General features: G+C 47.4%; 11 protein-coding genes and 1 pseudogene. 5 read left to right on the top strand and 7 right to left on the bottom strand.

The window, feature by feature from the left end; genetic code table 11:
* The first annotated feature begins 465 nt into the window (after window positions 1-465).
* Window positions 466-714: a sulfurtransferase TusA gene (tusA, locus tag AC6I8Y_RS00060; RefSeq protein ID WP_042478150.1), complete on the top strand. Its 249-nt coding sequence runs from the start codon at window positions 466-468 to the stop codon at window positions 712-714.
* Between the two features lie 35 nt (window positions 715-749).
* On the opposite strand, the gene AC6I8Y_RS00055 is transcribed toward tusA, so the two are convergent.
* Window positions 750-1010: a hypothetical protein gene (locus tag AC6I8Y_RS00055; protein WP_042478170.1), complete on the bottom strand. Its 261-nt coding sequence runs from the start codon at window positions 1008-1010 to the stop codon at window positions 750-752.
* A gap of 141 nt (window positions 1011-1151) precedes the next feature.
* Window positions 1152-1706 (bottom strand): TMEM165/GDT1 family protein, encoded by a 555-nt coding sequence (locus tag AC6I8Y_RS00050; RefSeq protein WP_042478147.1) that lies wholly within the window; start codon window positions 1704-1706, stop codon window positions 1152-1154.
* Window positions 1707-2121: 415 nt separating this feature from the next.
* On the opposite strand from AC6I8Y_RS00050, the gene glyQ reads away from it, so the two are divergent.
* From glyQ to AC6I8Y_RS00030, 4 genes are all read left to right on the top strand, one after another.
* Complete coding sequence (gene glyQ, locus AC6I8Y_RS00045; protein WP_394154529.1) at window positions 2122-3042, top strand: glycine--tRNA ligase subunit alpha; 921 nt, start codon at window positions 2122-2124, stop codon at window positions 3040-3042.
* A 2-nt stretch (window positions 3043-3044) separates the two neighbouring features.
* Window positions 3045-5126, top strand: coding sequence for a glycine--tRNA ligase subunit beta (glyS, locus tag AC6I8Y_RS00040; protein WP_498020588.1), 2082 nt, complete (start codon window positions 3045-3047; stop codon window positions 5124-5126).
* Between the two features lie 205 nt (window positions 5127-5331).
* Window positions 5332-7416, top strand: a complete 2085-nt coding sequence (locus AC6I8Y_RS00035; RefSeq protein ID WP_498020587.1) for an alpha-amylase — start codon at window positions 5332-5334, stop codon at window positions 7414-7416.
* Between the two features lie 196 nt (window positions 7417-7612).
* A complete protein-coding gene (locus tag AC6I8Y_RS00030) occupies window positions 7613-8872 on the top strand; it encodes a valine--pyruvate transaminase (protein ID WP_498020586.1) in 1260 nt (419 codons plus the stop codon).
* 99 nt (window positions 8873-8971) lie between these two features.
* Here the strand turns inward: AC6I8Y_RS00030 and AC6I8Y_RS00025 are convergent, their stop codons facing one another.
* From AC6I8Y_RS00025 to dnaA, 5 genes and pseudogenes are all read right to left on the bottom strand, one after another.
* Window positions 8972-9406 carry an Hsp20 family protein gene (locus AC6I8Y_RS00025; protein ID WP_394154537.1) on the bottom strand — a complete coding sequence of 145 codons (435 nt, stop codon included), beginning with the start codon at window positions 9404-9406 and terminating at the stop codon, window positions 8972-8974.
* Window positions 9407-9887: 481 nt separating this feature from the next.
* Window positions 9888-12305: a DNA topoisomerase (ATP-hydrolyzing) subunit B gene (gyrB, locus tag AC6I8Y_RS00020; protein WP_498020585.1), complete on the bottom strand. Its 2418-nt coding sequence runs from the start codon at window positions 12303-12305 to the stop codon at window positions 9888-9890.
* 12 nt (window positions 12306-12317) lie between these two features.
* Window positions 12318-13399: pseudogene (recF, locus tag AC6I8Y_RS00015) on the bottom strand (DNA replication/repair protein RecF).
* 15 nt (window positions 13400-13414) lie between these two features.
* A complete protein-coding gene (gene dnaN, locus AC6I8Y_RS00010; RefSeq protein WP_042502452.1) occupies window positions 13415-14515 on the bottom strand; it encodes a DNA polymerase III subunit beta in 1101 nt (366 codons plus the stop codon).
* 87 nt (window positions 14516-14602) lie between these two features.
* Window positions 14603-16009 carry a chromosomal replication initiator protein DnaA gene (dnaA, locus tag AC6I8Y_RS00005; RefSeq protein WP_096994000.1) on the bottom strand — a complete coding sequence of 469 codons (1407 nt, stop codon included), beginning with the start codon at window positions 16007-16009 and terminating at the stop codon, window positions 14603-14605.
* Window positions 16010-16109 lie beyond the last annotated feature (100 nt).

Here is a 16109-nt window from a genome sequence, read left to right as displayed (position 1 = left end):
TCTTCCCCTAGTGTACACTTGGTTTTCTTTTCTTCAGATAAAAAAAATCCCGCCTTTCAGCGGGGAAGCCCAAGAAAATGGGGATAGTGTCGGAATGTCGTAAAATGTATTGGAAGTTCTAATTTGCAAGAATGTTTACTAAATGTTAACTCTCTTGTTCTTCTGAAACATCTTGCCAGCGTCTTACCTCTAACCAGAGACCCATTATAGAGACACTTAAACCTATTAACGGAGCCCACCCGGCTTGTTGGGAAGGCTGTAATACCAAGGCACAGAATGCTATCAAGCAAAGCACCGAGTAAATTGTAATCCTGTCTAGTACGGTTAACATAGTTACGTCCCTGCTCCTTTGTTACCAACTTGTTAATAAAGTTAAAACAAAAAATTCCTTTTGCCAAGGGGTTATTGCATATTTTTTCTTCATAAGTAGAATTTGAGCTGTTTTTTAGTAAGAAAGAGTTCCCGATGACAATCAATACAGACCTAGCGACGCAAACACTCGAAGCCGAAGGACTGCGCTGCCCAGAGCCAGTGATGATGGTCAGGAAGACAATTCGTAAGATGGAAGAAGGTGAAGTGTTGTTAGTGAAAGCTGACGACCCTTCGACGACGCGCGATATTCCAAGTTTCTGTCGCTTTATGGATCACCAATTGCTGAGTGCTCAGACAGAAACCGTCCCTTACCTTTATTTGATTAAAAAAGGGTTAGCGTAACGCACTAAAAAAGGCTGCCACTGGCAGCCTTTTTACTATTCGTCATATTCGAGCGTCCTGATCTCAGATTGCAGTTTTTTTATCTGCTTTTGCATCGAACGGATCTCGTTGTGCATTGGGATCAAATGCTGAACCCGAATCCAAGACTCGACGGCCAATCCTGCCATGACGATGGCACCGACGACCATAGGTATCCACATATCGGTGAGTACCATCCCAAGCAATGTTAATACCAAACCGAAGGTGAATAAACGGCTTTGGCTTTCCGCGGTCATTCCTGTGTAACGTGTAAGCATAATCGTTGCCCTCTCGCTAGGATCCACATGATTAAAGTACCATGACAATTATGACACTAATATGTCATTCATCACGAATTTCATCAGATTCGAGCGAGAGTTTGATCCCGATTAAAGTTTGATATTTAGTTGATATTGTTATTAAAAAACAGCAGCGCCGATAGCGAGTCCTACGAACAAAATGGCGGTAATACGACGAATCCAATCAAGCGGAAGCTTGTCCGCTGATAGCTTACCAATCAAGACGACAGGCACATTGGCTAGTAGCATACCCACCGTAGTACCAATCACCACCCAGGTCAGCGCATCCGCGTATTGCGCGCCGAGAATGGAGGTCGCTATCTGAGTTTTATCGCCAATTTCAGCAATGAAGAATGCGATAAAACTGGCGATAAACGGACCGCGACTTGAAATACTCTCATCGTCATCGAGTTTATCCGGCACCAAGATCCAGGCAGCCATGGCAAGGAAACTGACCACTAATACCCACTTAAGCACTTCCGGTGATAGATAATCGGCCACTACAACCCCCAGCCATGCAGCTAATGCATGATTGGCAATGGTCGCTAAAAAGATAGCGGCAATAATAGGAATAGGTTTACGGTAACGACTGGCCAGCAGCAGAGATAAAAGTTGGGTCTTATCGCCAATTTCGGCAAGTGCCACCGTAGTAATTGATATAGCTAAAACGCTCACGACATGCTCTAAGGGGCAGGGATTATAGTATTTAACCTATAGACAAACCTCGCGCCCCACCCCGGTTCACGATGTTTATCTATGGTCTTGCTAAACTTGCGGGCACAAGTCTCGAGCGCCATGGTGATTTTGCACCAATTATGTTGACGAACGAATCCAAACGCTTGTGAGTGTATGGATAAGCTACTCCCCAAAGATGGCGGCATTGTAATCACTCAATGAATCAATTTCAACAATATTGGAGCTTACGCCCCTTCACACAGCGAATAACTCCGAAAAACCGCATTTTTTTACCTTTATGATGATTAAATCAGCACTTTTACCCCTACTCCCCTTACCGATTAGTCGGTATACTTATTTGTTATTTTCTGAATATCAGAAACACCTTTTCACTTAGAGAATTGCGCGAATTACTATGCAAAAATACGATATCAAAACCTTCCAGGGAATGATCCTCGCGCTGCAGGATTACTGGGCACAGAACGGTTGTACTATTGTTCAACCACTAGATATGGAAGTAGGTGCAGGCACCTCTCACCCAATGACATGTCTACGTGCACTTGGCCCAGAGCCAATGTCTACGGCATACGTTCAACCTTCACGTCGTCCGACCGATGGTCGTTACGGCGAGAACCCGAACCGTCTGCAGCACTATTATCAGTTCCAAGTTGCGCTTAAGCCATCTCCTGACAACATTCAGGAGTTGTACCTAGGCTCACTTGAAGTGCTTGGTATCGACCCGCTAGTTCACGACATTCGTTTCGTAGAAGACAACTGGGAAAACCCAACGCTAGGCGCATGGGGTCTTGGTTGGGAAGTCTGGCTAAACGGCATGGAAGTGACTCAGTTTACTTACTTCCAGCAGGTTGGTGGTCTTGAGTGTAAGCCAGTAACTGGCGAGATCACTTATGGTATCGAGCGTCTAGCGATGTACATTCAAGAAGTAGATTCTGTTTACGACCTAGTGTGGAACGTCGCACCAGACGGCAGCAAGGTCACTTACGGTGATATCTTCCACCAAAACGAAGTTGAACAATCAACCTACAACTTTGAGCACGCTGACGTAGATTTCCTATTCACTTACTTTGACCAGTGTGAAAAAGAAACCAAAGAGCTGCTAGAGCTAGAGAAACCTCTTCCTCTTCCAGCGTATGAGCGCATTCTTAAAGCGGCTCACGCATTCAACATCCTTGATGCACGCAAAGCTATTTCTGTAACAGAGCGCCAACGTTACATCCTTCGCATCCGCAACCTGACCAAGTCAGTTGCTGAAGCGTACTACGCATCACGTGAAGCTCTAGGCTTCCCAATGTGCCGTAAGGAAGAGGAGAAGTAATCATGGCAAAAGAATTTCTAATTGAACTCGGTACTGAAGAGCTACCACCAACGCAGCTTCGTACCCTTGCAGAAGCTTTTGCAGCGAACTTCGAAGCAGAGCTTAAAGGTGCAGACCTAACACACGAAGGTGTGAAATGGTACGCGGCTCCTCGTCGTCTAGCACTTAAGGTAGCTGGTCTTGCTGAAGGTCAGGCAGATAAAGTGGTAGAAAAGCGTGGCCCTGCGGTTTCTGTAGCATTCGATGCTGACGGTAATGCAACCAAAGCAGCTCAAGGTTGGGCTCGTGGTAACGGCATCACTGTTGAGCAAGCGGATCGTCTAGTGACAGACAAAGGCGAGTGGCTTCTTTTCAAACAAGAAGTTAAAGGCCAAGCAACAACTAAAATCGTTGTTGAGCTAGCAGCAAAAGCACTGGCTAACCTACCAATCGCGAAGCCAATGCGTTGGGGTAACAAGACGACTCAGTTCATCCGTCCTGTTAAAACACTGACTATGCTAATGGGCTCTGACCTTATCGAAGGCGAGATCCTAGGTGTCGCCTCTGACCGTACTATCCGTGGTCACCGCTTTATGGGTGAGCAAGAGTTCACTATCGATTCTGCTGAGCAATACCCTGCGATCCTAGAAGAGCGTGGTAAAGTGATGGCAGATTACGAAGCGCGTAAGGCAATCATCCTGGCTGATTCGCAAAAAGCGGCAGCAGCAGTTGGCGGTGTCGCTGATCTAGAGGATGACCTAGTTGAAGAAGTAACATCACTCGTTGAGTGGCCAGTAGTTCTTACGGCGAAGTTCGAAGAAGAGTTCCTGAAGGTGCCTTCTGAAGCGCTGGTTTACACCATGAAAGGTGACCAGAAGTACTTCCCAGTGTACGACGAGAACAAGAAGCTACTACCAAACTTCATCTTCGTCTCTAACATCGAATCTAAAGAGCCTCGCTACGTAATCGAAGGTAACGAGAAGGTTGTACGTCCACGTCTAGCGGATGCGGAATTCTTCTTTAACACTGACCGTAAGCGCCCTCTTATCGACCGTCTGCCTGAGCTAGAGCAAGCTATCTTCCAGAAGCAGCTTGGTACTATCAAAGACAAGACAGACCGCATCACTGAACTTGCTGGCTACATCGCTGAGCAAATCGATGCTGACGTAGAGAAATCTAAGCGTGCTGGCCTTCTAGCGAAGTGTGACCTAATGACCTCTATGGTATTCGAGTTTACCGATACCCAAGGTGTAATGGGCATGCACTACGCCACTCACGATGGTGAAGATGAGCAAGTAGCCCTAGCGCTTTACGAGCAGTACATGCCGCGTTTCGCCGGTGACGATCTACCAAGCACAGGTATCTCTTCAGCCGTCGCAATGGCAGACAAGCTAGATACGATTGTCGGTATCTTCGGTATTGGCCAAGCACCTAAGGGCTCTGACCCATTCGCACTTCGTCGTGCGTCTCTAGGTGTGCTACGTATCATCGTAGAAAACGGCTACAACCTAGACCTAACTGACCTAATTGCAAAAGCACAGTCACTATTCGCCCTAGAAGACGGTACTAGCAAGCTAACCAACGCGAACGTTGCAAACGACGTCATCGACTTCATGCTTGGTCGTTTCAATTCATGGTACAAAGATGAAGGCTTCAGCGTGGATATCATCCAAGCGGTACTCGCTAACCGTCCAACTAAGCCAGCAGACTTCGACCAACGCGTTAAAGCGGTATCTCACTTCCGCGAGCTAGAAGCAGCAGAAGCACTAGCGGCAGCGAATAAGCGTGTAGGTAACATCCTAGCGAAATTCGACGGCGAACTGGCAGCTGAAATCGACCTTGCACTTCTACAAGAAGATGCAGAGAAGACACTAGCAGAGAACGTTGAGGTGATGACTGAAGCTCTTGAGCCAGCATTCGCGACCGGTAACTATCAAGAAGCACTAAGCAAACTTGCTGACCTACGTGAGCCAGTGGATGCGTTCTTCGATAACGTGATGGTCATGGCCGATGACGAAGCGCTTAAGAAGAACCGTCTGACGCTACTGAACAACCTGCGTAACCTGTTCCTACAGATCGCCGACATTTCACTTCTTCAGAAGTAGTCGTCAATTTAGGCAATAATGGTTAATGAAAGGGAAGCATCCGCTTCCCTTTTTTGTACCTGACAATCAGCAACAAGTTATTGTTAGTTCTGTGAACTAGTATGAAAACTGTAGGGAGTTTACCTGCAAACTAGCGGTTATAGCACTCAGAATGTAGAGGTCGATATTTGATATAAACGTGGGATAACTTCAAGGAAGAGAACCCATGAAAAAGACCCTACTTTCACTCTCAGTGGCGATGCTCAGCGCCTGTAGCCAACTGCCAGACGACGCGTTAATACTTAGCTTAGATGACCAACAAGTGGCTTTTTCTGCCAATGAACAAGGTTTGCTGGTAGCAGAAAAGAAGCTTGATAAAGGCAGCTATACCTTTTCTATCGGTGATAATGCACAAACCTGTGGCAGCAACTTTGCTTTGGCTGAAGATGCGCGCATTAAGTTCAACCGCCCATTAAAGCTCGATGATTGTGCCGGGGAATCGGCCATTCCCATGCGAGTATTCAAGGCGAATACCTACCAGTTTACGCTCAATCCAACCAACAACGAGCTCACCGTAAAGGTGAAACCGAAACAGAGTAACGATTTTACCTCTACCTGCCCTGTTGCCACTGACAGCCCTAAAGTCATTGATGTTAGTGCTACCTTTGCCGATGGCACTGTGCTTAGGGATGCGCTGAGCGGACAACAAGCGACGGTCAGCAGTGGCAAGATTGCGCTGCAGCCTGGCGCAAACAGCCAAGGCCTATTGCTGCTAGAACCCGCAGAGCAAGCACCGAAGGCGGAATTCGACTGGGACAACGCGACGGTCTATTTCGTCATGACCGATCGCTTCTACAACGGCAACCCAGATAACGATAACAGCTATGGGCGAAGCAAAGACGGCAAACATGAGATCGGTACCTTCCATGGTGGCGATCTGGCCGGTTTGACTAAAAAGCTCGACTACATTGAATCGCTTGGCGTCAATGCCATCTGGATCACCTCGCCACTAGAGCAAATTCATGGCTGGGTTGGTGGCGGTGATAGAGGTGACTTCAAGCACTATGGCTATCACGGTTATTACCACCAAGATTGGACCAAGCTCGATGCCAACATGGGCACTGAAGCGGAGTTGCGTCAGTTTATCGATACTGCCCACAAGAAAGGTATCCGTGTCGTTTGGGACGTGGTCATGAACCATACCGGCTACGCCACGTTAGCGGACATGCAAGAATTTGGCTTTGGAAAACTGTACCTCTCTGATGAAGAGGCGAAACAAGAACTCGGTGAAAATTGGACCGATTGGCAGCCAAAATCAGGGCAAAGCTGGCACAGCTTTAATGATTACATCAAGTACAGTGATGACGAAGCATGGGATAAGTGGTGGGGTAAAGATTGGATCCGTACCGACATCGGCGACTACGACGCACCTGGATACAACGACAGAACCATGTCACTTAACTTCTTGCCAGATCTAAAAACCGAATCGACGCAGAAGACAGGCCTACCGAACTTCTATCGTAATAAAGAGACCAATGCCAAAGATATTCAAGCCACGCCAAGTGAGCATTTGATCACCTGGCTTACGGATTGGGTTCGCGAGTATGGCATCGATGGTTTCCGTGTCGATACCGCTAAACACGTCGAAATGGAAAGCTGGGCCAAGCTCAAGCAAGCCAGTAATGAAGCACTGGCAGAGTGGAAACAAAACAACCCAGACAAGGCACTGGATGATAAACCGTTCTGGATGACCGGCGAGGTTTGGGCGCACAGCGTGGTGAAGAGTCCGTATTTCGATAACGGCTTTGATTCTATCATCAACTTCGAGTTCCAAGGGGATGTTGCCCCTAAAGCACTGAAATGTTTTGCCAACCTAGACAGTGACTATCGTCGCTATGCAGAGCGTATTAACAGCGACAGTGAGTTTAATGTGCTGAGCTACCTCTCTTCGCACGACACTTCTCTGTTCTGGGCATCTCGAAGCCGAAGCATTGATGATCAGATGCGTGCCGCCAATGCACTGATGTTAAGTCCGGGTGCGGTGCAGATCTACTATGGTGATGAGATAGCAAGAGACCTAGGTGTCAGTGGCTCTGACTCACACCAAGGTACGCGCTCAGACATGCCTTGGGATAAGATAACGGGTCAGCGCGAAACCCTATTGAAGCACTGGCAAACATTAGGCGATTTCCGCCTACGTCACCCTGCCATTGCTATGGGTGAACATATTACCCGCCAGCAAAGCGGGTACTATGCGTTTGAACGTCGTTACCAAGATGACAAGGTACTCATCGTTTACACTGGCGAATAATCAATAGATTAAAGCCTACTCAATCACATCAAAAGGGAGCGCTACTGCGCTCCTTTCTTATTGCTCATTTTCTTTGCACTCAAATAGTGCTTTGCCTGCCGTAGTCATTGCTGTATGTTCAAAGGTTCATCTTGCCACCAGCAGGATAAAACCCCTTAAAAACACAACAAGTGAACACGATGAACTAGGTACAGCAATGCAATTTTCGAAGTTTGGTGAAAAATTTAATCGTTACTCAGGTATTACCCAATTAATGGATGATCTTAATGATGGCCTTCGCACTCCAGGCGCCATCATGCTCGGAGGTGGCAACCCAGCCGCCATTCCTGCCATGCTCGAGTATTTTCACCAAGCCAGTAGTGACCTCCTCACCAGTGGTGAGCTGGTGGCCGCCATGGCCAACTACGATGGTCCACAAGGAAAAGATGCGTTTGTTAAATCGCTCGCTAAACTGCTGCGCGATACCTATGGCTGGAACATTACCGAAAAGAACATCAGCCTGACCAATGGCAGCCAAAGTGGTTTTTTCTATCTGTTTAACCTACTCGCAGGTAAGCAAAGCGATGGCAGCCACAAGAAAATCTTGCTACCAATTGCACCCGAGTACATTGGTTACGGTGATGCCGGCATAGACGAAGACATCTTTGTCTCCTACCACCCAGAGATTGAGCTACTTGATAACGGTCTATTCAAATACCATGTGGATTTTGAGCACCTAGAGATCGATGATTCCGTTGCCGCGATTTGTGCCTCACGCCCAACCAACCCAACGGGTAACGTACTCACCGACGAAGAAATCCATAAGCTGGATAAACTGGCTCGTGAAAATAACATTCCACTGATCATCGATAACGCCTACGGCTTGCCATTCCCAAACATCATTTTTGAAGATGTGGAGCCGTTTTGGAATGAGAACACCATTCTTTGCATGAGCTTATCTAAGCTAGGTCTGCCAGGGTTGCGCTGCGGTATCGTGATTGCCAGTGAAGAAGTCACCCAAGCGATGACCAATATGAATGGAATTATTAGCCTAGCGCCGGGCAGCTTTGGACCCGCACTTGCTCATCACATGATTGAGAAAGGTGACATTCTAGAGCTCAGCTCGAATGTCATTAAGCCGTTCTACCAACAGAAATCCCAGCGCGCGGTTGAGTTATTGCAATCGGCGATTACCGATCCCCGTTTTCGAATCCATAAGCCAGAAGGCGCGATTTTCCTATGGCTATGGTTTGATGAACTACCCATTACCACTATGGAGCTTTACCAACGTTTGAAAGATCGCGGCGTGTTGATTGTCCCAGGGGAATACTTCTTTATTGGTCAGGAAGATGAATGGGATCATGCCCATCAATGTCTGCGCATGAACTATGTGCAAGATGACGACAAGATGCAGCAAGGTATCGCGATTATCGCGGAAGAAGTGGCTAAAGCATACGCGCAAAGCACTAGCGATTAAGGCTCCAAAAACACAAGATAACAATAGAATAGATACAAAAAGAGCGCCGTCTGGCGCTCTTTCACTCTTTATATCAGGGCTTTCGTTTCAGCGAAATGATTAGCCTTCGATCAGTTTGTTACCACCAATCTCAATTTTACGTGGCTTCATCGCTTCTGGGATTTCACGCTCTAGGTCAATATGTAGCAAACCATTTTCCATGCTTGCACCCACGACTTTCACGTAGTCAGCTAGCTGGAACTTACGCTCGAAATCGCGCTCTGCGATACCTTGGTACACGTAGTTTTTACCTTCTTCGGCTTTACGCTCACCCTTAACAATCAACATGTTCTCTTTTTGAGTCAGATCGAGTTGGTCTTCAGCAAAGCCTGCCACAGCCATAGTAATACGGAAGTGGTTCTCGTCTTGTTGCTCGATGTTGTATGGAGGGTAACCGCCTGAAGAGTTTTTCGCTGAGTTCGCTTCCATCATGTTAAATAGACGATCGAAGCCAATTGCGTTGCGGTATAAAGGAGTGAAATCTACAGTTCTCATAATGCTATCCTCATAGTAAGCAATAGTCTTAGCCGTGAGTTTTCACCTACACCCAGCCTATAAACTGATGCAGTGACGACTAAGGGACTTATCCACCACTCCGCTGACAGCCTTGCTGTTCGGGGACGTAGCAATAAATCAGTTTTTTAGGTGTGCCGTTAAAGTGATCCTCCACTGAGCGATACTTTGCAGGCGTTTAAAAGGTCTGTTTCTTCTCTCTTGAGCAAGACAGCTCCCTCTTCACAAATAGATATAGGGATGACGAAAATCGCTTTCAAGGCATTTTCTTTAATTATTTTTATAACGGTTATTTTTCATAGAGTTAAAAACAAAAAAGACCGCCGTGTAAGGCAGTCTTTTTGTTTTTAGATTGGTTTATCGAAGCTGGGTGAGCTGAGTTCAAGGAGAAGGCGCGCAATTTATAGGTATAAATGAGCACCTTCGACGCAGAAATCAGTTCAGCCAGCGAAGAGAAACCAATCTAAACGTCTAGATTAGCTACTTTCAGTGCGTTCTCTTCGATGAAGTTACGACGAGGCTCTACTTGGTCGCCCATTAGCGTCGTGAACAGTTGGTCTGCGCCAACCGCATCTTCAATCGTGACTTGCATCATGCGACGTGTTTCTGGGTCCATTGTGGTTTCCCAAAGCTGGTCTGGGTTCATCTCACCTAGACCTTTGTAGCGCTGTAGGCTCAGACCGCGACGCGACTCTTTGATTAGCCAGTTTAGGGCATCTTCAAAGTTGCTCACTGGTTGAGTACGCTCACCACGTTTCACGTAAGCACCCTCTTCAATCAGACCTTCTAGAGCCTCAGATAGAGATGCTAGCTTGCCGTACTCTTTCGAGTTCAGTAGGTCAATACTCAGTACATGCTCATGGGTCACACCGTGAGTACGCACGATAATTTTCGGTAGGTTCAGACCTAGCTCAGCGTGCTGTTCAACCTCGAAGCTGTATTGGCTTGCGCCCACTTCTTTCGCATTGAGCTGCTCAACAAGCTGCTTAGACCATGCTTCAACCGCCGCCGCATCGTGACACTGCTCAGCGGTTAGGCGTGGGGTGTACATGAACTCACTCACTAGCGCGTGCGGGTAACGACGAGCCATGCGCTCGGCAATTTTCACTGCGCCGTTGAACTGCTGTACCAGTTTCTCTAGTGATTCACCGGCTAGTGCTGGTGCTTCAGGGTTCACGTGTAGAGCAGCGTTATCCAGCGCCAAAGACACTTGGTACTGGTTCATCGCATCTTCATCTTTGATGTACTGCTCTTGCTTACCTTTCTTCACTTTGTAAAGCGGTGGCTGAGCGATGTACACATAACCGCGCTCGATAAGCTCTGGCATTTGACGGTAGAAGAAGGTCAAAAGCAGCGTACGGATGTGAGAACCATCGACGTCCGCATCGGTCATGATGATGATGTTGTGGTAACGCAGTTTATCTGGGTTGTACTCGTCACGGCCGATACCACAGCCTAGAGCTGTAATTAGCGTTGCCACTTCTTGTGAAGAGAGCATCTTATCGAAACGTGCTTTTTCAACGTTTAGGATCTTACCTTTCAGTGGAAGAATCGCTTGGTTCTTACGGTTACGACCCTGCTTAGCGCTACCGCCCGCAGAGTCACCCTCCACTATGTACAGTTCAGAAAGCGCTGGGTCTTTCTCTTGGCAGTCAGCCAGTTTTCCTGGCAGACCCGCTAGGTCTAGAGCGCCTTTACGACGTGTCATTTCACGCGCTTTACGCGCTGCATCACGAGCACGAGCGGCGTCAATGATCTTAGTACAAACTATCTTCGCTTCACCTGGGTTCTCTACTAGGAACTCAGACAGCTTCTCACCCATCGCCGACTCAACCGCGGATTTCACTTCAGAAGAAACCAGCTTGTCTTTGGTTTGGCTTGAGAACTTCGGATCTGGCACTTTTACCGATACGATAGCGGTTAGACCTTCACGAGCATCATCACCTGACGTCGCCGTCTTGGCTTTCTTAGAGAAGCCCTCTTTATCCATGAACGAGTTCAGCGTACGCGTTAGTGCAGCACGGAAGCCCGCAAGGTGAGTACCACCATCACGTTGAGGGATGTTGTTGGTAAAACAGTAAATGTTTTCTTGGTAGCCATCATTCCACTGCATCGCCACTTCAACCGTGATGCCGTCATCACGCTCGTTATCAAAGTGGAAGATTTTCTGGATGATTGGTGTCTTGTTGGTGTTTAGGTGCTCAACAAACGCTTGGATACCACCTTCAAACATGAAGTGATCCATTTTGTCTTCTTCGCGCTTATCGATGAGCTTGATTGAGACACCTGAGTTTAGGAACGACAGTTCACGTAGACGCTTGGCAAGAATATCGTAGTGGAACTCGACGTTTGAGAAGGTTTCTTCGCTTGGCCAGAAACGAATCTCTGTACCTGTCTTATCGGTATCACCAATCACTGTCAGTGGCGCTTCTGGCTCACCGTGATGATAGGTTTGAGTATGAATTTGACCGCTGCGATGGATAGTCAGCGTCACTTGCTTAGACAGCGCGTTTACTACCGATACACCTACACCGTGCAGACCACCCGATACCTTGTACGAGTTGTCATCGAACTTACCACCCGCGTGAAGTACCGTCATGATAACTTCTGCCGCAGAGACTTGCTCTTCTGGGTGCATTTCCGTTGGGATACCGCGACCATCATCGCTTACAGAAACAGAGTTGTCCTCATGAATAGTCACGATAATGTCGTTACAGTGACCTGCTAACGCTTCATCAATTGAGTTATCAACCACCTCAAAAACCATGTGGTGTAGACCGGTTCCATCATCCGTGTCGCCGATGTACATTCCCGGACGCTTACGTACCGCATCCAGACCCTTTAGTACCTTAATACTCGATGAATCGTAATTTTCTGACATGAGTTTCTCTCACTATTTACCTTGCTCTATTGTGCCATGTTCCACATGAAACATCTTGCCATTTTCGTCAATCATGTCGGCAACTTGGCTTTCAGTAATAGAGCTTACAAAAACTTGAGCCTGAGTCTGTTTTAAGTAATCCGCTAAGCGTTTACGACGCAGGCTATCTAATTCTGAAGCAAAGTCATCTATCAGATAGATACATTGCTTTCCGGTCAACTCTGCAAGATGCTGCCCTTGCGCAAGGCGCAGCGCACACATCATCAGTTTTAGCTGACCACGAGACAACACATCCTCTACAGGGGTGTTGTTCACTTTAATTCTTAAATCGGCTTTATTTGGGCCACTAAAGGTGTACCCCAAACTTTGGTCACGCTCAAAGTTACGTTCTAAGAGCTCGCCATACGGCGTGTCTTTTCCCAGCCACGGTAATAACCGAGTTTAATTTCAAACTCCGGCAGAAAAGACTGACACATTTCTTCAGCCAAGGTTTTCATTTGTTCGACATAGGTGCGGCGCCACCCATCGATTTGTTCAGCAAGCTGGGCTAAATCTCTATCCCAGTAGCTTAACTCTCGGTAGCTGGTGGCCGTCTTAAGTAGCGCATTACGCTGCTTACTGAGACGCTTAAAACGACCCCAAGCCTCAAAAAAACCTGGCTCAGAGTGAAATACACCCCAGTCGATAAATGCCCGGCGAAACTTAGGGCCATCAGTGAGCAATTCAAAGCCCTCTGGATGGATAAGTTGCAGCGGCAGAACCTTGGCTAGCTGAGCTAACTTTTGCCCAGATTGACCGCCTATTTTAACCTCTGTTGAGCCATCGCGCTGCTTATTAATGCCAATGGGTATCTCAAATTGATCCGAGTTCAAAAAACGGCCATGTACAAATAGCTCTTGGCAGTCATTTTGTATCACTCGACCGGTGAGCGAACTCTTAAATGAGCGCCCATGACCGAGCAAATAGATCGCCTCCAACAAGCTGGTTTTGCCACTGCCATTGGGGCCAATAATAAAGTTAAAGCCTGTAGATAGTTCAATATCACAGGCTTTAATATTTCGAAATTGCTGTACGATTAAACGCGTAAGCGGCATAACGTCATGCTCGTCTTAGAGACGAATCGGCATCACCACGTACATGGCACTGTCATCTTCGCTATTTTCAATCAACGCACTGGCGTTGGCATTGGACATCGACATGCGTACCTGGTCGCAGCGAAGCGTATTAAGTACATCGAGAACGTAAGATACGTTGAAACCAATCTCGAGCGCGTCACCTTGGAAGTTCACGTCGAGCATCTCTTCCGCTTCTTCTTGCTCAGGGTTATTAGCCGTAATGCGCATCTCGTTGTCCGCTAGGTTGACACGAACACCGCGGAATTTCTCATTCGATAGAATCGCGGCACGGGAGAACGCCTGACGCAACTCATCACAGTTTGTTTCGAGTGTCTTGTCGGTATTTTGCGGCATTACGCGGCGATAATCGGGGAAACGACCATCAACAAGCTTAGAAGTGAAGACATAGTTGTTCACTTCAGCACGGATGTTAGAACTGCCAATTTGCAGCGTGACTGGCTGCTCTGGCGCATCGAGAAGCTTAGAAAGCTCCTGTACACCTTTTCGCGGCACAATGATCTGTTTGTTGTCAAAGCTGCCTTCTAGCGCCACCGTTGCCACCGCCATACGGTGACCATCAGTCGCCACTGAGCGCAATGTGGTTTGGTCTAACTCAAACAACATACCGTTTAGGTAGTAACGCACATCTTGGTTAGCCATTGAGAACTGAGTTTTGTCGATCAGCGACTTAAGCTCAGCTTGAGTCACCGTCACCGCCACTTCTTGCTGCCAATCTTCAATGTTTGGGAAATCGCTCGCTGGCAATGTGGATAGGGAGAAACGGCTACGACCAGAGCGCACTTGTACGCGATCGCCTTCTAGTACGATGGTAATTGTCGAGTCATCGGGTAGCCCACGACAGATATCGAGGAACTTACGTGAAGGCACCGTTACGCTGCCTGCTTCGAACTCACTCTCTAGCGTTACTTTACTTACCAGCTCAACCTCTAGGTCTGTCGCAGTAAGAGAAAGTACCCCTTCTTCTACCTTAAGTAGCAAGTTGCCCAAAATAGGTAATGTAGGACGACCGCCCAGTGCGCCAGAGACTTGCTGTAGCGGCTTTAGTAGGTGGTGACGTTCGATAGTAAATTTCATAGATAACTCTTCGTAAAGATGGCAATCCATGCCACTTATATGCGAAATACAATAACTTGAATGCTAATTATAGTGATTATGCCACTATTATGAAGAAAGCGTGCGAATTAAGTTGGAATAGTCTTCCTTAATGTCGTGACTTTCCTCACGCAGCTGAGCGATTTTTCGACACGCGTGCAACACGGTAGTATGGTCGCGACCACCAAACGCATCACCAATCTCTGGTAGGCTGTGGTTGGTCAGCTCTTTGGCTAACGCCATCGCCAACTGACGCGGGCGAGCAACAGAGCGAGAACGTCGCTTAGAAAGCAGATCCGCCACTTTAATCTTGTAGTATTCAGCAACCGTCTTTTGAATGTTATCAATTGTCACCAACTTCTCTTGCAACGCCAGCAAGTCACGCAGTGCTTCACGAACAAAGTCGATAGTAATAGGGCGACCGGTAAAGTTCGCATTGGCGATAACTCGGTTTAGTGCCCCTTCCAGCTCACGAACGTTTGAACGTAGGCGTTTAGCAATAAAGAATGCGACTTCATCGGCTAAGTGAATTTGATGGTCTTCAGCTTTTTTCATCAAGATCGCGACACGGGTTTCCAGCTCAGGCGGCTCGATAGCCACGGTCAAGCCCCAACCAAAACGAGATTTCAAGCGATCTTCTACGCCGTTGATCTCTTTGGGATAACGATCCGATGTCAGGATGATCTGTTGATTGCCTTCAAGCAACGCATTAAAGGTATGGAAGAACTCTTCTTGCGAGCGCTCTTTATTGGCGAAGAATTGAATATCATCGATAAGCAGCGCATCGACACTACGGTAGTAGCGCTTAAATTCTTCAATCGCGTTGTTTTGTAGCGCCTTAACCATGTCCTGAACAAAACGCTCTGAGTGCATGTACACCACTTTCGCGTTGGGTTTGTTATCTACGATGGCATTGCCCACTGCATGTAATAAGTGGGTTTTACCCAGACCTGTACCACCATACAAGAATAGTGGGTTATAAGCTGCGCCAGGGTTATCAGCGACCTGACGCGCCGCAGCAAGACCAAGTTGGTTCGACTTACCTTCAACGAAGTTGTTGAACTTGTGCTTGATGTTGACGTTCGAACGATGGTTGATGTCCGAGACCTCTGTTTCATCATCCCAGGTTTTATGCACAGGTTGGCGCGCTTGTAGCTGCGCAGGTGCAGAAGACTCAGCCGCAACATCCGCTGCGGTCTTAACTGGCTTAGGTGCTGGTGGCGCAGAAACCGGCTTGCTACCGACTTCGAAACGCAGATTTGGAACATCATTACCGCAGTACTCTTTTAGTAGGCGGTTAATGCTGTTGAGGTATCTATCGCGCACCCAGTCGAGTACAAAGCGGTTAGGCGCAAATAGAGTTAGGGTGTTGTCATTAAGCTCAGCTTGTAAGGGTCTGACCCACATGCTGAATTCGGTAGCGGGTAGCTCTTCTTGTAGACGTTGCGAACATTGCAACCAAAGCGAAGATGACACGGTGCTCTCACTCTATTTATTGGAATTGGAAAAGATTGGTAATTTTACCTGTTGATAACCAAGATCGCCAGTAAATGATCGGCGATCCAGTGAATAAGAT

The organism is Vibrio sp. KUL78 (genome assembly GCF_059725505.1).
This window is presented reverse-complemented; position numbering and strand designations above follow the sequence as displayed.